General features: G+C 44.5%; 10 protein-coding genes. 5 read left to right on the top strand and 5 right to left on the bottom strand.

The genetic code is table 11. The features are described 5' to 3' along the window. Positions 1–236: 236 nt before the first annotated feature. Complete coding sequence (gene metH, locus BS617_RS07390; RefSeq protein ID WP_428977873.1) at positions 237–3,944, bottom strand: methionine synthase; 3,708 nt, start codon at positions 3,942–3,944, stop codon at positions 237–239. 435 nt (positions 3,945–4,379) lie between these two features. Between metH and BS617_RS07385 the strand changes: the two genes are divergently transcribed. The 5 genes from BS617_RS07385 (at position 4,380) to ahpF (ending at position 12,337) form a co-directional block, all read left to right on the top strand. Further along, on the top strand, positions 4,380–6,272 hold the full coding sequence (locus tag BS617_RS07385) for a propionyl-CoA synthetase (protein ID WP_075172200.1): 1,893 nt from the start codon (positions 4,380–4,382) through the stop codon (positions 6,270–6,272). A gap of 196 nt (positions 6,273–6,468) precedes the next feature. Continuing rightward, positions 6,469–7,065: a hypothetical protein gene (locus tag BS617_RS07380; protein ID WP_075172199.1), complete on the top strand. Its 597-nt coding sequence runs from the start codon at positions 6,469–6,471 to the stop codon at positions 7,063–7,065. 80 nt (positions 7,066–7,145) lie between these two features. Then, positions 7,146–9,827 carry a M12 family metallo-peptidase gene (locus BS617_RS07375; RefSeq protein WP_075172198.1) on the top strand — a complete coding sequence of 894 codons (2,682 nt, stop codon included), beginning with the start codon at positions 7,146–7,148 and terminating at the stop codon, positions 9,825–9,827. A 250-nt stretch (positions 9,828–10,077) separates the two neighbouring features. Next, positions 10,078–10,635, top strand: coding sequence for an alkyl hydroperoxide reductase subunit C (gene ahpC / locus BS617_RS07370; protein ID WP_075172197.1), 558 nt, complete (start codon positions 10,078–10,080; stop codon positions 10,633–10,635). A gap of 124 nt (positions 10,636–10,759) precedes the next feature. Beyond that, complete coding sequence (gene ahpF / locus BS617_RS07365) at positions 10,760–12,337, top strand: alkyl hydroperoxide reductase subunit F (RefSeq protein ID WP_075172196.1); 1,578 nt, start codon at positions 10,760–10,762, stop codon at positions 12,335–12,337. A gap of 83 nt (positions 12,338–12,420) precedes the next feature. Here ahpF and BS617_RS07360 read toward each other — a convergent pair whose 3' ends face one another. From BS617_RS07360 to BS617_RS07345, 4 genes are all read right to left on the bottom strand, one after another. Next, positions 12,421–13,185 (bottom strand): DUF4197 domain-containing protein, encoded by a 765-nt coding sequence (locus BS617_RS07360; protein ID WP_075172195.1) that lies wholly within the window; start codon positions 13,183–13,185, stop codon positions 12,421–12,423. Between the two features lie 207 nt (positions 13,186–13,392). Next, positions 13,393–14,757, bottom strand: a complete 1,365-nt coding sequence (gene purB / locus BS617_RS07355; protein WP_075172194.1) for an adenylosuccinate lyase — start codon at positions 14,755–14,757, stop codon at positions 13,393–13,395. Positions 14,758–14,878: 121 nt separating this feature from the next. Beyond that, a complete protein-coding gene (locus tag BS617_RS07350; RefSeq protein WP_170870328.1) occupies positions 14,879–17,428 on the bottom strand; it encodes an EAL domain-containing protein in 2,550 nt (849 codons plus the stop codon). 182 nt (positions 17,429–17,610) lie between these two features. Next, on the bottom strand, positions 17,611–18,078 hold the full coding sequence (locus BS617_RS07345) for a prepilin-type N-terminal cleavage/methylation domain-containing protein (protein WP_075172192.1): 468 nt from the start codon (positions 18,076–18,078) through the stop codon (positions 17,611–17,613). Positions 18,079–18,128: the final 50 nt, after the last annotated feature.

Below are 18,128 nucleotides of genomic sequence, written 5' to 3'. Positions count from 1 at the left end.
AATGCTGCTATGCAACAGATTGTTGCACGTTTTATAAATTATTCCGTTGCTTTGACGTGGCGATCAGGTTGGGCTGTATTGAGAACGTGCATAAGTCCCCTCCAGTAAAAGAGGAGTGACTTGACGTAATAACTGCGGGGTAGTGGGCGATTGCAAATGCCCTTGGGTGGTTAGGTGTTTCACTAGCACCTCCTTGTGCTTAATGATGACCTTGTGTTGATGTGCCTAATGCTTAATTAGGTATCCTCTGGCTCGTACCCTAAGTTGGGAGCAAGCCATCGTTCAGCCTCTTGCTTATCCATCCCTGTTCGTTTGGCGTAACTATCTAGCTGGTCTTCGCCAATCTTAGCCACACCAAAATATTGCGCTTGCGGATGGCTAAAGTACCAACCGCTTACGGCTGCCGTTGGTAACATGGCGTATGATTCAGTAATTGTAATGCCCGTGCGGTTTTCAACATCCAGCAGCTTCCATAGTAACCCTTTTTCGGTGTGATCTGGGCAGGCGGGGTAGCCAGCAGCAGGACGAATGCCTTGATATTTTTCTTTTATCAGAGCTTGGTTATCTAGGTCTTCATCCGGTGCATATCCCCACGCTTCTTTACGAACAAAGCGGTGTAAATATTCTGCAAAAGCTTCGGCTAAACGATCCGCAAGTGCTTTAACCATAATGCTGTTGTAATCATCGTGATCAGCTTCGTACACGGCTACCAATTCATCAACACCGAGCCCAGCAGTTACAGCAAATGCGCCAAAGTAGTCTTTAACGCCTGAGTCTTTAGGGGCGATAAAATCCGTTAGACACATATTGGCTTTACCGGCGACTTTCTCTGTTTGCTGACGTAGGTGATGAAGCGTCATTAATACTTCGCTGCGAGACTCGTCGGTATATAGCTCTATGTCATCATGATCGACGCTATTAGCCGGGAATAAACCATACACGCCTTGGGCGCGGAGCTTCTTGTTTGAAATTAAGTCGTCTAGCATAGCTTGTGCATCTGCAAACAACTTAGTGGCTTCTTCGCCAACGACTTTGTCAGTGAGGATGCGTGGGTAGCTGCCTGCTAATTCCCAGGCGTGGAAAAATGGACTCCAATCAATAAATTCACGCAGTAAATTAAGGTCTAGATTGTCAATAACCTGCACACCAAGTTGTGCAGGTTTAACCGGCGTGAAGTTATCCCAGTCGGCAACAAATTTATTATTGCGAGCCGCTTCTAAACTGACGCGGCGCTTATCATTTTGACGAGCGGCATGGCGGTCACGTGCTTTCTGATAATCTTCTTGTATCTCTTTGATATAGCTTGATTTTCTATCTTTTGATAACAGGGCGGATGCAACGCCAACAGCACGTGAAGCGTTGGTTACGTGAACCACTTGATCTCGCTTGAAGGCCGGTTCTATTTTAACGGCTGTGTGAGCTTTGGATGTAGTAGCCCCACCAATCATTAACGGGATATCAAATCCTTGACGCTGCATTTCTTTGGCGACGTGTACCATCTCATCCAATGAAGGGGTGATCAATCCTGATAGGCCGATTAAATCCGCTTTTTCTTCTCTGGCAGTAGTAAGAATCTTCTCAGCTGGAACCATGACGCCTAGGTCTATTATTTCGAAGTTATTACATTGTAAAACTACGCCGACGATATTTTTTCCGATATCGTGAACGTCGCCTTTAACCGTGGCCATCACGACTTTACCGGCGGAGCTCGATTCATTTCCGCTTTTTTCTGCCTCAATAAATGGCATGAGGTAAGCTACTGCTTTTTTCATGACGCGAGCAGACTTAACCACTTGTGGAAGGAACATTTTACCCGAGCCGAATAAATCGCCCACAATACCCATGCCGTCCATAAGTGGACCTTCAATAACTTGTATAGGGCGCGGATAGTTTTGGCGGCATTCTTCTACATCGTCGTCGATAAATTCTGTTATTCCTTTTACAAGCGCATGTGATAAGCGTGCGTTGACTTCCCAGCTGCGCCACTCTTGAGCCTCTGGAGCGGCTTCAGCTGAGCCATCTCCACGGTAGCGCTCGGCTACGTCTAGCAATCGTTCGGTTGAGTCGTCGCGGCGGTTAAGGATGACATCTTCTACAAGATCTTTAAGTTCGGTTGGCAAATCGTCGTAAATGGCTAACTGGCCTGCGTTAACGATACCCATATCCATGCCTTGCTTGATGGCGTGGTATAAGAATACACAGTGGATGGCTTCACGCACTGGGTTGTTGCCACGAAACGAGAACGACACGTTAGATACACCGCCTGAGATTTTTGCATAAGGCAGGTTTTTCTTAATCCAGCCGGTAGCCTCAATAAAATCGACAGCGTAGTTGTTATGTTCTTCAATGCCGGTAGCTACAGCAAAAATGTTAGGGTCAAAGATGATGTCTTCAGGAGGGAAGCCAACTTCGTCTACTAAAATTCGGTAAGACTTTTCACATATTTCAATTTTGCGTTCACAGGTGTCTGCTTGGCCGATTTCATCGAATGCCATCACGATGACTGCTGCACCGTAACGGCGAACCAGTTTGGCTTGTTCGATAAACTTATCGACACCTTCTTTCATGGAGATGGAGTTAACAATCCCTTTGCCTTGTATGCATTTAAGGCCGACCTCAATTACCTCCCACTTGGAGGAGTCGATCATAATTGGAACACGGGAAATATCCGGCTCAGAGGCGATGAGCTTTAAGAAACGCTCCATGGCAGCTTCAGCATCAAGCATGCCTTCATCCATATTGATATCGATGATTTGTGCGCCGTTCTCTACCTGCTGGCGAGCAACATCTAAGGCTGTTTCATAGTCACCTTCTTTGATGAGCCGCTTAAACGCCGCCGATCCCGTAACGTTAGTTCGTTCACCCACGTTAACGAACAGGGTATCTGCACCAATGTTCATCGGCTCTAAGCCCGCCAAACGCGCTTCTCTGGGAATATCAGGAACTACGCGAGGGGGAAATTTTTCAATAGCTTCACGTATAACACGTATGTGCTCGGGTGTTGTTCCGCAGCAGCCACCTAGAATATTGAGATACCCTGACTCCGCCCATTCACTAATTTCGCGTGCCATTTCTTCTGGAGACTCATCGTATTCACCAAAAGCGTTAGGCAGACCGGCGTTAGGGTGCGCAGAGACAAAACAGTTAGCAACACGTGACAACTCTTGTACATATTGGCGCAGCTCTTTCGGGCCGAGTGCACAGTTTAAGCCAATGGAAATAGGGTTGGCATGACTAACTGAGTTCCAGAAAGCTTCGGTTGTTTGTCCAGAGAGGGTCCGTCCAGAGGCATCCGTAATGGTGCCCGAAATCATAACGGGTAGCCGTACATTGTTCTCGTCAAAATATTTATCGACAGCAAAGATCGCGGCTTTTGCGTTGAGTGTATCGAAAACAGTTTCGATAAGAATTAAATCGGAGCCTCCTTTTACTAAGCCATCAGTAGACTCGTAATAAGCATCGACAAGCTCATCAAAAGACACGTTTCGATAACCGGGATCATTGACGTCCGGTGATATCGAGCAGGTACGGTTAGTAGGGCCGAGAACGCCGGCCACAAAGCGCGGGCGCTCAGGTGTTTGGGCGGTGATTTCGTCACAGGCTTGCCTGGCTAGCTGCGCCGCTACTAAGTTTATCTCATGGCTTAGTGATTCCATTTCGTAATCGGCCATGGCGATTTGCGTGGCATTAAAGGTATTGGTTTCTAAAATATCAGCACCGGCCAACAAGTAATTGCGGTGTATGTCTTTAATGATCTGCGGTTGAGAAAGTACTAAGAGGTCGTTGTTACCCTTTACATCGCATGGCCAGTCCGCAAAGCGCTCACCACGATAATCGGCTTCTTCAAGTTTGTAATCTTGAATCATAGTGCCCATACCGCCATCAAGGATCATGATGCGCTGTTTGAGGATGGAGTTTAGTTGATCGGTGATCATCTGAGACATGCAATTACTACCTGTTGGATGGCTAGCTAAATGGCGAAACGTAAAGGGGACATATAATAAAACATTTTAGGTATCAATTACCTGAGTTCATTTCAAGAATTGATGAAAAGCGTTCATTAAGTGAATAAAAGAGCGATTTTTGGGGAGTTGATATTTTTTTAGCGGTTATCACTTGTGCCGCTGTATTGAGTGAAAAAGGTCAATTCTACAATATTTAGGATTGATCCAAATCAGTAGATTGTCGACAATATTTTTGAGGCGGAGCTAGGATCTGCCTATTTTTGTCTAAAAAACGGCCTATTCGCCCAATGTCTTAGTTAAATTGTCGGCTAGTTTAGATACATTACTTAGGTACAGCGGGCCGACTGTCAACAATAATAATAAATCGGCTCACTTACGTAGTCCTGATAGATAACATAATAAAAGGGCCGTACGATGTCGTATCGAGCAGAATACTCACACTCAATAGAATCACCCGAAACTTTCTGGGAAGAGAAGTCAGAACTCATTCATTGGTTTAAAAAGCCAAAACAAGTGCTAAGTACGGATAGCAATGGTATCCACCGTTGGTTTGCTGATGGGGAGCTTAACACTGCCTACCTTGCATTAGATTATCACGTGGAAAATGGCCGGGCCGAACAAGACGCTATTATTTTTGACTCTCCTGTAACGGGAGTTAAACGCCGCTATACCTATCAAGAACTACGCGATGAGGTAGCTAAGTTTGCAGGTGTACTAAAAGAGCAAGGTGTAGAAAAAGGGGATAGGGTCGTTATTTATATGCCAATGGTTCCAGAGGCATTGATTGCGATGCTAGCCGTTGCGCGTTTGGGAGCTATTCACTCGGTTGTTTTTGGTGGCTTTGCACCAAAAGAGTTGGCTGTTCGTATTGATGATGCCGAGCCTAAAGTGGTGGTAACGGCTTCATGCGGCATCGAGATCAATCGGGTGATTGAATATAAACCTATGCTTGATGAAGCCATTGAACTGTCGGCGTTTAAGCCTGAGCGATGCATTGTGTTGCAGCGGCCACAATGCACCGCAAGCATGGAGATAGGAAGAGATTTGGATTGGCAGCAAGCAATGGCAGCAGCAGAGCCTGCAGGCTGTGTTGCCGTTAAAGGGACTGATCCGCTATATATATTGTATACCTCAGGTACAACCGGCAAACCAAAAGGGGTTGTGCGGGATAACGGTGGTCATGCTGTCGCATTAAAGTACAGTATGAAAGCTATCTACAATATGGAGCCGGGCGAAGTCTTTTGGGCTGCATCTGATGTCGGTTGGGTTGTGGGGCACTCCTATATTGTTTATGCGCCATTGTTAGCAGGTTGTACAACAGTGGTGTATGAAGGTAAGCCGATCAAAACCCCTGATGCCGGTGCTTTCTGGCGCGTATGTGATGAGTATAAAGTTAAAGCATTATTTGCAGCTCCCACAGCATTTAGGGCGATACGTAAAGAAGATCCTGATTCTGATTTATTAGCCCCTTATGATTTAAGCGCATTAGAGGCCGTGTTTATGGCAGGTGAACGCTTGGATCCCCCGACCTATGAATGGACAAGCCAAACGTTGGGTAAACCTGTTATTGATCATTGGTGGCAAACAGAAACCGGTTGGGCTATTTGTGGCAACCTAACGGGTATTGAAAGGATGGCACCTAAAGCTGGATCGTCAACGGTACCCATCCCAGGCTTTAATGTGCAAATTCTAGGCGCACAAGGCGAGGAGTTACCCGCCGGTTCACAAGGCATTATCGCGCTTAAGCAGCCATTACCTCCCAGTTGCTTACCAACAATTTGGGGTGATCATGAGCGTTTTAGGACGGGGTATCTTTCAGAGTTTCCTGGTTATTATTCAACAGGTGATGGCGGCTATAAAGACGAGGATGGTTACGTATTTGTGATGGGCCGTACAGATGATGTGATTAATGTAGCCGGCCATCGCTTATCAACAGGCGAAATGGAAGAGGTCGTTGCTAGCCATCCTGCGGTAGCTGAATGCTGTGTCATTGGAATTAACGATCCTCTAAAAGGCCAGCAACCTATTGGTTTAGTCCTTATTAAGAACGGTGTAGAGGTTGACGAAGAGCAGCTGGAAAAAGAACTGGTTGCGATGGTAAGAAAATCGATTGGTGCTGTCGCTTGTTTTAAAAAAGCGGTTGTTGTTCAGCGTTTGCCTAAAACGCGATCAGGGAAAATACTGCGTAAATTGCTCCGCCAAGTTGCTGATGGACAAGCTTACAGCATCCCTTCTACGATTGATGATCCAGCGAGTTTGCCAGAAATCGAAGAAATATTGGACTCACGCGGGTTAGTCAGCCGTTAATTATTCGTGCGCCAAACCTGTCTTTAAAGCAGCCATTTAGGCTGCTTTTTTTGTTGCTTAATTAGATGGAACTAGCTCTGGATAACTAACCTTTGTATAGTTCTGAATTAAATTAATAAATAGCGATATATTATTGTTTTTAAAGCTATTTATTTTTATTTTCTGTATCTTTTATGCAACATAAAGGTGAGTGCTGATGACAAAACAAGGTGGGGTGTCAAGGTGTGTACTAATTTTAGGCAGCGTAGCGCTTCTACTGCTGGCAGTAGTGCTCTTTATATTTTGGCAAACGATAAGCGTTAAAGAGTCCGGTGCTGATGTGCCTCCAATCATTGAATCACAGGTTGAGGATCGATTGATTAATCAACCGGCGACCAACCCGCTTACGGGTCGTAATGAACAGCTATCTGAGACTCGTCATTCCCACCCGAGTGAACCGCTGGCTAAGTCTGTATTTAGTCGCGACGCTGATATAGCAGTAAGCATTCCTACAGAACTGGGGCATGGTTTTGCGCTTCCTTTATTTGCCGATGTGGACTTGGACATAACGTTTGAGACTGAACGTAGAATAGGTGAAAAGAAGCTTCTCTTACAGGGGCGCATTACTGGTGAATCTCTGTCTACCGTCACACTGACGTTAATAGGCGATGATTATCTAATGACCATTCAAGACATGGAAAATGGAAAGTCATACCGGTTACGAGGTAACCAAGCGAAACGGCGCGCCACAGTTACCGAAGTAGATTTAGCCAAAATGCCGGCCCAAACCCATGAACATGTGTCAGTTCAATAATAGATTTTATATGTACAGTAACCGCTGTTTAGTAGTCCGTCGGTTTTATTCAAGCAAACCCTGCAAGCGATAGAGAGACCATGATGGCTCAACAACTAAAAAAATCTGAACATCCTGTAATTGTTTCGCCCAAACACGCCCATCAAGCGAAACGTGTTCCTATTTTAATGACTACTTCCCTAGCGGTGGCCTTAATCAGTTCACCTGTTTTTGCCGAAGAAATTGATGTCATGATGGTCTTTGATTCAACGGCTAAGGCCTGGGTCGATAATAATGGGGGGATGGAGCTGTTTTCATTGGATATCCAAAACCGAATGAATCAAGTGGCAAGCAATAGCGGGTTAGACCTGGAGTTCAATATTGTCCATAGTCTTGATATTGATTACACCACGCAAGCTACTACCAATAGCAGTAGTTTTTATAATGATTTAGTGGCTTTACGCCAAGGGCAAGGGGTGTTTAGTTCGGTTGCCACTGCACGTGAAACGTACGGTGCAGATCTAGTAACTATGATGGTGGATCATGGCTCTGCATACGGTAATGTGGGCTTGGGGTATTCATTAATTTATTGGCAAGGGGATTCGAGTGCTGCGTTCTCGGTTGCCGCCATACGATCAGTTGATATATCCAACACCCTCGTACATGAGCTTGGGCATAATTTAGGCGCGGCGCACCCCAAAGCTTTAAGTAGTGGAGCGGGGCCAAATAGCTATCTAGATAATCAATATTCAGCGGGTTGGTTTTTCACAGGATCTAATGGCAAAGCTTACTCTACCGCTATGGGCTACAACTATAACGACGGAACCTATTACGCAGGCGCCCCTCTGTTCTCTACTCCCTACGTTAACTATCAAGGTGTCGCGGCGGGGGATCAGGCTGATGCTGATAATACGCGATTAATTAACGATACGATGTCGGTTGTTGCCTCCTATCGTGAATCGGTTTGCCAAGAAGAGCCTGTATCTGCATGGAATACTGTGACCGGTGAGCTAGCAGGTTTTGATTCAATGTGTGATGTACAGGAGCCTTGGCAAGCTGGTTCACCGCCTGATAGCGATGGTGATGGGTTAGATGATGCTTATGAATTACGAAATGGTCTAGACCCTGATAACCCAAATGATGGCGGAGTAGCCGACCCAGCAATTGACGTAGATGCGGATGGTGACGGCACGCCAGATGAAATAGACAGTCATCCAGAAGACCCTACACGGCGAGGCAGTGATCTGCTTGTACTGAACACAAGCCATGAGTGGACAAGTGTTGTGCTGCCCTCTACCTATGACAATCCGGTCGTTATCGCAGGACCACCAAGCTTTAATAACAGCTCACCAGGTGTGGTTCGTATTAAAAATGTAACCCGTGAGGGGTATGAAACGCGCTTCTCGATTAACTTTAGCGAATGGGATTATTTAGATGGGGAGCACGCCAGCGAAACGATACCGCATGTGGTGTTAGAAAGTGGTCGATACACAATGCCAGATGGCTCTATTTGGGAAGTGGGAACCTTTACGTTAGATAAAACGCGTAACTTCCAAGCACAGACATTCAGCGCCAGCTTTGCGGCAGCCCCGCGGATCTTTTTAACGATGCAAACAGCCAATGAAGCACAAGCCGCTATACCCCGTGTTAAATCGGTAACCGCCACGGGTTTCAGTGCCGCTTTGTATGAGCAAGAAAGTTTGAACAATGGCCATGCCGCTGAAACAGTTGGGTATTTAGCCGTTTATAGCCCGCATGGCTCAGGAAAAGTAATATTGGGAGGCGAAGAAGTCACTTATTTAACTCAGCAGACGCTTGTTACCCATGAGTGGTTGCCTTTAATTAACTCATCCATCTTTGTTGAGGAAGAGCAATCGCGCGATTCTGAAGTTGCTCATACAACGGAGACAATCGATGCAATATCTATTGGTGGGCAGCTTTTTGCGCAGGATGTCAGCACCCGAGGAGGCGATGCGTCTGCATTGCGCCAACAACCACAAATTGATGCTACGCCTGTTGAGTGGGGCTACTTACAAGGCATTACTGACCAGTGGACAACGGTTCCACTAGGCAAGGACTACAGCGCTCCTGTTGTAACAGCGTCGGTTGGTGAACTATCAAATGAGTTAGGTGCTATTCAAATCCGCAACGTTACACCTACTAGTTTTGATATCCGCTTTTCAGGTTGGGATTATCAGGGCGGTACTCACGTTAACGGGGAAAAAATATTCTATCTTGTCGCTGACAGTGGTGAGTATCAATTAGGCGATTTAGTATTAAAAGCCGGCCGCTCGGATGTAGAGGTAACCGCATCCCAATCCGTTAATGTGTCTTACGGCTCAAGCTTTAGTGAACCTCCCGTTATTTTTACAAGCGTTAACAGTGTTAATGACGAGGACGTTGTAGTTGCTAGGGTGCTCTCAAACTCGAATGCAGGCTTACAGCTCGCGCTTCAAGAACAAGAAAGTTTAAGCAATGGTCATGCTAGCGAAGTGGTCGGTTGGATCGCGATAGAAAAAGGGAATACCGACATTGGCGGTCGGTCGATTGAAGTGACGACAGCGTACGGTGCCAATAAGGTGGTTAATTTCAACAAGCTTTCAGCGAATAAGCACCCTGTTGTTGTGACGGCCCTAGCCAGTTTCCGGGGAGCTGATACCGCCTATGCCGCTCATCGAGCCTTATCATCTTCTAAAGTTTCCGCGTATGTGCAAGAAGAGCAATCTCGCGATAGTGAGCTGGGGCATACCAGTGAAACAATCAGCATTTTTATTGCGGATTAGTGACTGTTACTCATCATTAAACAACGCTCTAAAAGCAGCCACTAGGCTGCTTTTTTTTGTTGTGCGAACACGGATTACGCTAAGCCATGCTACTCGATTAACTTCTACTATATATAAGGGGCCTTAATAGAAAAAACTAATCAACCTCTTAAAAACAATTAATTTCTACATATCAATCAATTTCCATAGACTAGCTCCTGTCGAATCAACACCTAATTGAATCAAACCCAGCTTTAACAGGAGCAACAAAATGATCAATACAGAAATCAAACCATTTAATGCATCAGCTTTTAAACAAGGCGAATTTATCGAAGTATCAGACGCTGATCTAAAAGGTAAATGGTCTATTGTTTTCTTTTACCCAGCTGATTTCACATTTGTTTGTCCAACCGAGCTAGGCGATATGGCAGACAGCTATGCTGAACTTCAAAGCATGGGTGTAGAAGTATACTCAGTGTCTACTGATACGCACTTTACTCATAAAGCATGGCACGACTCTTCTGAAACGATCGGCAAGATCCAATACACAATGATCGGCGATCCTACAGGCACGGTTACTCGCAACTTTGGTGTGATGCGTGAAAACCAAGGCCTTGCTGACCGTGCGACGTTTGTAATCGATCCTGAAGGTATTATCCAGTCAGTTGAAATTACTGCTGAAGGTATTGGTCGTGAGGCGGCAGACACCGTCCGTAAGGTAAAAGCAGCACAATACGTAGCGGCTCACCCAGGTGAAGTATGCCCGGCTAAATGGAAAGAAGGTGAAGCAACACTTGCTCCGTCTTTGGATCTAGTTGGCAAAATCTAAAACGACGCTCCTCAACTGACTCCTGCTTGAGAACCACTCGCTAGTAGGAGCCAGTTGGCCGATTAGGCATCAGCTTTATTACGTAAGATAAGTCGAATTTTAAGACACTAGTCAGGTAACGATAATGTTAGATACAAACCTTAAGAAACAATTGGACACCTATTTGCAGAACATCGTTAATCCGATAGAACTGACTGTGTCCACCAATAACACTGCAAAATCTAAAGAGCTAGAAGAATTGGCCACCGAAATTTCGGCGCTCTCTTCAAAAATAGAATTAATTATTGATAACAACCCCGTTGGTCGAGCACCGCAAATGAGTATAGCGCCTAAAGGTAGCGCATCTCGTGTCGCTTTTGCTGGCATCCCAATGGGCCATGAATTTACGTCACTTGTGCTGGCATTATTACAGGCAGGGGGGCATCCCTCTAAAGCCGAACCTGCATTAATCGAGCAGGCAGAGCAGCTTACGGGTGATTACAACTTTGAAGTATACATTTCCCTGTCATGCCAAAACTGCCCTGAGGTTGTACAAGCACTCAACCTGATGGCGATTAAAAATCCGAATATACGTACAACCATGATCGATGGTGCTTTGTTTCAGGATGAAGTTAACGAGCGAAATATCATGGCAGTTCCATCTGTTTATTTGAATGGTGAGTTATTTGGTCAAGGGCGCATGTCTTTGGCAGAGATACTCAACAAAGTTGATAGCGGAGCGAGTGAGCGCCAAGCAGCGGCCTTAGCAGAAAAAGACCCATACGATGTACTGGTCGTTGGTGGTGGCCCCGCTGGTGCAGCATCAGCAATTTACGCCGCCCGTAAAGGTATCCGCACTGGTGTTGTGGCCGAACGTTTTGGCGGCCAAGTGATGGATACGATGGCTATTGAAAACTTTATCTCAGTAAAAGAAACAGAAGGTCCTAAATTAGTCGCTAACCTTGAGCAACACGTATTAGATTATGATGTTGATCTTGTAAACACGCAGCGAGCCAAGCGGCTAACTAAAGGTGACATGATTGAGGTTGAGCTAGAAAGTGGTGCGGTTCTAAAAAGTAAGTCTGTCATTTTAGCCACAGGTGCGCGCTGGAGAGAAATGAACGTACCGGGCGAGAAAGAATATCGTGGTAAAGGAGTGGCTTACTGCCCGCATTGTGATGGCCCGTTATTTAAAGGTAAAAAAGTTGCTGTGATTGGCGGTGGTAACTCAGGTATTGAAGCAGCAATCGATTTGGCTGGTATCGTTGAGCATGTCACCGTACTTGAATTTGGCAACACATTACGTGCCGATGAAGTCTTAGTGCGCAAAGCTAAATCGATGAAAAATATCACCATCATTAAAGAAGCGATGACCACAGAGGTTATCGGTGATGGCCAGCGAGTTATTGGTCTGAATTACACAGACCGTGCTACGGGTGATAAACACTTAGTGGATGTTGCTGGGATATTTGTTCAGATAGGTTTAATTCCGAACACTGAATGGTTAAAAGATAAGCTTGAACTATCAGATCGAGGCGAAATTGTAATCGATACAAAAGGGCAGACATCGATGCCAGGCGTTTTTGCTGCAGGCGATGTGACTACCGTCCCTTACAAGCAGATTATTATTGCAATGGGCGCTGGTGCAACAGCCGCTTTGGGCGCATTCGATCACTTAATACGTACGTCAGTGCCCGCAGAAGCAGGAAGCGAAGCGGCCTAACCTGACAGTCAGGCGATCCACCTGATAAAAAAAGCCCCCACCAGAACTCTTTGGTAGGGGCTTTTTTATGGGTAAAGGCTACGCTATTTCCATAGCGTTTGCAGAAGCTCTGTTGTTCTAGCAGCGGGGTTTTCTCTAATCGCTTTTTCTTGCTCGGCTAGTTTTAAAAACAAGCCATCGAGCGCTTTGTTTGTTACATAGTCAGTCAAATCAGTGTCGATTGATTCTCCGACGACGGGTAGGCTAGCCGCTTTTTTGGCGAGTTGATCGTACGAGCGGGTTGCATCAACACTAGATAAAGCCGAGCTGATTTCAGGTTTGAATAAAGCCGCAATCTTATCGCCTGACTTGTCCTTTAAATATTGAGTAGCTGCGTCATCGCCACCTGAGTATATAGTGCGCGCATCCTCAAAACTCATGTTGGTAATGGTTTCAGAAAGAATAGAGGCAGCTTTAGGTGCGGCTTTTTCTGCGGCACGGTTAATAGAGTTTTCAAACTCGTCGACCTGATCGCCCATACCAAATTGGCGTAAAGCTCCCGACAGCTTATCTAAGCCGTTAGGCAAGGGGACTCGTATGTCAGCATCATTTAGGTAGCCGCCATTTGCAGAGACTATAGCTACCGCACGTTGGGTGCCGACTGATAACGATTCTTTTAACCCCTCTATGATGGTGGACGTCTCCAATGATGAGGACGAGCCTGTGTTGTTACCCGATGTGAGGGAGTCTTTGAGTACGCTACCACCTTCATCTTTGACCTTATCAACTAAATCCGACCATCCTGCGTTAACGTGAGGTACGAGTAAGCAAGAACTCATTAATATGGCCGGAGCCCATAATTTACGCATTATTCAATCCTTTTACGGTTAGTCGTTAGTAAGTCTGATGTATAGACTGCCACAGAGAAGATTTATTCCAGCTTTACAGCAATTAAACCGATAGATTACGCGAAAATAAAGAAGAAGGGGAAGCGAAGAGAAGAGGAAGGATTTACCTAAGTGGCTTTTAATAATTTAAAGCCACTTAGGTGTTGAGAGCTATATTAAAGAAAACACTTAGATTTTCTTAGCTTGCTCTACGGCGTTACCAATATAGTTATGCGGTGTCAGTGCTTTGAGCTCTGCTTTAGCGGCTTCTGGCATTTCTAGGGTGTCAACAAAAGCAAGAATTGTAGACTTGCTCATAGTTTGACCCCGTGTCAGCGCTTTTAGCTTTTCGTAAGGCTCTTCGATAGCGTAACGGCGCATCACCGTTTGGATAGGTTCCGCTAGCACTTCCCACGCATTCTCTAGATCTTCGTCTAAGCGCGCGGCGTTTAACTCTAATTTAGAAATACCTTTTAAGGTAGATTGGTAAGCAATGACGCTGTAGCCAAAACCTACGCCCATGTTACGAAGAACCGTTGAGTCGGTTAGATCACGCTGCCAGCGGGAGATAGGTAATTTAGCGGCTAGGTGCTGCATGATGGCGTTTGCAATACCTAAGTTGCCTTCAGAGTTTTCGAAGTCAATTGGGTTAACTTTGTGCGGCATAGTAGAGGAGCCGACTTCGCCCGCAATCGTTTTCTGCTTGAAGTAACCCATGGAGATGTAACCCCAGATATCACGATCAAAGTCGATGATAATGGTGTTGAAACGACAAACAGCATCAAACAGCTCTGCTATGTAATCATGAGGTTCGATCTGAGTTGTGTATGGGTTCCAGCTAATGCCGAGACCTTCGATAAAGTCTTTAGCGTTGGCTTCCCAGTCGATATCGGCATAGGCAGATAGGTGAGCATTGTAGTTACCAACGGCACCGTTGATTTTGCCTAAGAACTCTACATTGTTGAGTTGTTTTATCTGACGTTGCAAACGATGAGCTACGTTTGCCATTTCTTTACCGACCGTTGTCGGAGAAGCCGTTTGCCCATGTGTTCGAGACAGCATTGGTTGCGTAGCGTAATCGCGACCCATGCGAGCAATTTCATCAGCAATTTTTTGCATTTGTGGCTTTACAACGGCTAAGCCGTCACGAAGCATTAATGCATGAGACAAGTTGTTGATGTCTTCGGAAGTACAAGCAAAATGAACAAATTCGTTGATGGCCTGCAGCTCAGCGTTAGATTGGATCTTTTCTTTGATCAAATATTCTACGGCTTTAACGTCATGGTTTGTTGTGCGCTCAATTTCTTTTACGCGCTCTGCATCCGCTTCGCTAAAATTATCAACTATATCGTTAAGAAGTGCGTTTGCTTCATCGCTGAAAGCAGGAACTTCCTGAATCTGGGGGTGTGAGGCCAGTTTTTGTAACCAACGAATTTCAACCAAAACGCGGTTGCGGATTAAACCAAATTCACTGAAAACAGGGCGTAAGTCAGCAGTTTTACTGCCGTAACGGCCATCTACCGGAGAAACGGCGGTGAGTGCAGAAAGCTCCATGTATCGTCTCGCTGTAGCTATAGGGTTAAAAAGAAGGCGGGATTATAGCGGAAAATATAACGAAAATCTGTAGTTAGATTCAGCCTACACTCTGGACAAAGGATGAACTTGTGCGGTGTTTTTATAAGCAATGTGTTTCAAGGAACAGTGCCGCACCCTCAGCACTAAGCGGTTTGCTATAAAAGTACCCTTGTATGTAATCGCACTCAGCGGCTTGTAAAAAATTAAGGTGGCTTTCAATTTCAATGCCCTCAGCCGTAACATGCATACCTAAGTGCTTAGCCATACTAATTATGGATTGTAGAACACCTCTAAATTTTTCACCTTCATCTATTTGTACGATAAAAGCTCGGTCAATTTTTAGATGATCGATTGGCAGATTTGTAATGTATGCTAACGATGAATAACCCGTACCAAAATCATCCAATGCAATACTAATATGACGGTCATGGATTTTGCGTAAGAGTAACGCTGCTCCTTCTGGATCGTCAATTAAAACGCCTTCTGTAATTTCTAACTCTAAGTTGCGAGGATCAGCGCCTGTTTTTTCTAAATACAGGTCTAAATGGGCTAAAAAATGAGTATCAAATAGTTGAACTGGGGATACATTGACGGCCATTTTACCGGACCATAATCCTTGTTGCTCCCACGCTACCTGCTGTTTCAAGGCTTGATGTAGTACAAAATAACCCAGTTCTAATACTCGTCCTGTATCCTCAGCAACGGCAAATACATCGAAAGGGGATACAGAGCCTTTAGTTGGATGGCTAAAGCGTGAAAGAGCCTCGAAGCCGGAGATGGTCATGGTGTGTAAATCTAGCTTTGGTTGATAATAGACCGTTAATTGATTTTTATTCAGTATGTTGGCTACATACCGTTCCATATCGACGCGTTTAGTGAGCTGTTCACTGAGTTGTTTGTTGTAGAAACTACATTGCTCCCTACCATTCTCCTTGGCATTGTACATCGCTAAATCTGCGCATTGTAATAATTCATCAAAGCTCGTTGCATCATTAGGTGAAATACTTATGCCAATACTCGCACTGACAATCGCATGATAACCGCCGATAAAGTAGCTGTCAGACAGCGCAGTAATAATTGCTGTGGCGATGTTTTCAGCGTTGATGTTTGTTGAGTCTGGGATGAAAACAGTAAATTCGTCACCTCCAAATCGAGCACAGATAGCATTGCTGGGAATTGATTTAAGTAAGCGTATGGACGCCTCTTGTAATAATAAATCGCCAATATGATGGCCCAATGTATCGTTAATGTTTTTGAATCGGTCAAGATCGATAAACATTAACAAGGATTCCTTACAGGGCGTAGCAAGGTTGTCCAAGCAGGCTGAAACTTGTTCTTGAAAGTACTTCCGGTTATGTAATTTCGTTAAACTATCTGTATTGGCTTGCGACTCTAAAAGTTTGTCTCTTTGTAGAGCATTTAACACAATTGAGCTGTGCTGAAAGTATTCGTTTGTGCGTGGATGATATGTTTTACGATCGTTAGCAACGATAAGGAAAACTCTCAGGTGCTGTTCGTTTGATAATTGAAACAAGGTGTAGCTGCTATCAATAGAGAGGTAAGGGGTTGTTATACGTGATTTTATTTGATCGTAAGAAAAACAAACACTTGTGCCGGGCTCTATATCGTCGAAGGCAATAGTTGGATCCTGCAGTATATGGTCCTTTACATGCAGCTTATTGTCTTTACAGTCAAATCGATAACTAGAATAACTGGTTTCGTTAATGGAATCGGATACATAAGCAAAGATGCTATGGGCGGCTGTTAAGAGTGGTATATTGCGAATGATCGATTCCATACATTCTGAAAACGCTGCTCTAGTTATCAGTTTTTCATCAATCTCTGTGAGCGCTGTGCTTATATCAGACTCTGATGATAGCTTGGTAGTCATTGTGTTGAATGAATTAGCTAAATCTTCATATTCGTCGTTTGTTTTAATAAGCACTTTATGTTGCAAATTGTTTTTGTAAATTTCCTGAGTACCTAACAGTAATGCATCAATTGGTTTTAGGTGCTTCTTTACAAGGAACAGAATTGCGTACGTTGTTAATAATAGGGCTAGTGCAATACCAAGGAAAAGTAAGTTTTGAAAGCTGTATAAGTCTTTGAAAATTATAGACTCTGGCTTGCTAGTGACTAAAATCCAGTCGCTGCTTTTAAATTGATGACCTAGGTATAGCTGCCAATGAGCAGAGAGCATTTCTTCCTGTTCTTCGTTCATCCACTGGATTAACTTGCTCTCTTTTTGATTTAATTGCGTGATAGCTGCGAAGTTTGGTGGGTTATTAGAGCAGTGAAGCAATAGTAGTTTTTTTGTGTATACACACAGCTCTTCATACGCATCTAAATAGGTGTCTGCCCATAAATATTCTTGGTTTAGCTCAGCCGTGTATAAAGTTGCTTGTGGTCCATTGGTTTGAGTGACGTGAAAAGAGATCGACAGCTCGTCTCCGTTTTGGGTTACTTTTAGCGAAGGGTATTCAAAATTCCCTATGTTAGTGCCTTGGCTGACTTCTAACGGAGTTTTATCGATGCTTAAAAAATATTCAGATAATAATTCCTGATCGGAGTCGTCTAAATTATTATCCAAAGCTTGTGTTTCGATCACAAGTTTTAGGTGGCTTTGGGCATTATAGAGACGCTCGAACATGTCAAGCCCGTAGCTTTTGGTGCTTTCGCGAATAAGTGTGCTCTGACCTTGAGTCAGTAGCTTTTTTATTTCGTGATTAGAGATAAGTGCTGTAAATAGTATAGGGACTATTACAATGGAGAAGCACAAAATAAAAAGCCGACGGGCTATTTTACTCTTAAATATTTCGAGCTCTATTTTCATTAATAATCAGAAGCTAAGCCGATATAGGAACCGTCGTTGGCAACAATGATGTCATCTTGGCTTTTCTTAGCGTTAATAGGGCTGGTGGAGTCTCCGTCTTTTCCTTTACTGTAAAGGTCGTACGCACCATTGATTGGCTTCAAGTTTTTATCTTTTCTGACTTTCCCATTACCTTTTACTGTTGATAAATTGAGGTAAACATAGTTGTTACCCCATGGATCTGTCTTTTGTTCATCGGATAAGCTGAGTTCGTCAAGGGAATTTGGGAAGCGATTGTTCACTGCGTTGAAAATCTCGATTTTATCAATTAGTACTTGCAGTTGAGATATAGCGACACCGTTATCTACTTTATCTTTATAAGCGCTGTAAGAAGGGTAGGCGAATGATACGATAATACCTAAAACAGCCACTGCAATAAGCAACTCCAGCAGGCTCAGTCCTTTACAGTATGCGTTCGAAATTGTCATTCACCCTCACTCTTAGAAAAACTGTAAGTCCTTACATGTTAAGTGTAGTA

The organism is Neptunomonas phycophila, assembly GCF_001922575.1.
GTDB classification, from domain to species: Bacteria; Pseudomonadota; Gammaproteobacteria; order Pseudomonadales; family Balneatricaceae; genus Neptunomonas; species Neptunomonas phycophila.
Note: the sequence above shows the minus strand (reverse complement) of the source record. Positions and strands in the feature narration are given on the sequence as shown.

What these genes read in the sequence shown, in the direction of transcription:
- metH (WP_428977873.1), bottom strand. Translation starts at nt 3,944, where the DNA reads ATGTCTCAGATGATCACCGATCAACTAAACTCCATCCTCAAACAGCGC.
- BS617_RS07385 (WP_075172200.1), top strand. Translation starts at nt 4,380, where the DNA reads ATGTCGTATCGAGCAGAATACTCACACTCAATAGAATCACCCGAAACT.
- BS617_RS07380 (WP_075172199.1), top strand. Translation starts at nt 6,469, where the DNA reads ATGACAAAACAAGGTGGGGTGTCAAGGTGTGTACTAATTTTAGGCAGC.
- BS617_RS07375 (WP_075172198.1), top strand. Translation starts at nt 7,146, where the DNA reads ATGATGGCTCAACAACTAAAAAAATCTGAACATCCTGTAATTGTTTCG.
- ahpC (WP_075172197.1), top strand. Translation starts at nt 10,078, where the DNA reads ATGATCAATACAGAAATCAAACCATTTAATGCATCAGCTTTTAAACAA.
- ahpF (WP_075172196.1), top strand. Translation starts at nt 10,760, where the DNA reads ATGTTAGATACAAACCTTAAGAAACAATTGGACACCTATTTGCAGAAC.
- BS617_RS07360 (WP_075172195.1), bottom strand. Translation starts at nt 13,185, where the DNA reads ATGCGTAAATTATGGGCTCCGGCCATATTAATGAGTTCTTGCTTACTC.
- purB (WP_075172194.1), bottom strand. Translation starts at nt 14,757, where the DNA reads ATGGAGCTTTCTGCACTCACCGCCGTTTCTCCGGTAGATGGCCGTTAC.
- BS617_RS07350 (WP_170870328.1), bottom strand. Translation starts at nt 17,428, where the DNA reads ATGTTCGAGCGTCTCTATAATGCCCAAAGCCACCTAAAACTTGTGATC.
- BS617_RS07345 (WP_075172192.1), bottom strand. Translation starts at nt 18,078, where the DNA reads ATGACAATTTCGAACGCATACTGTAAAGGACTGAGCCTGCTGGAGTTG.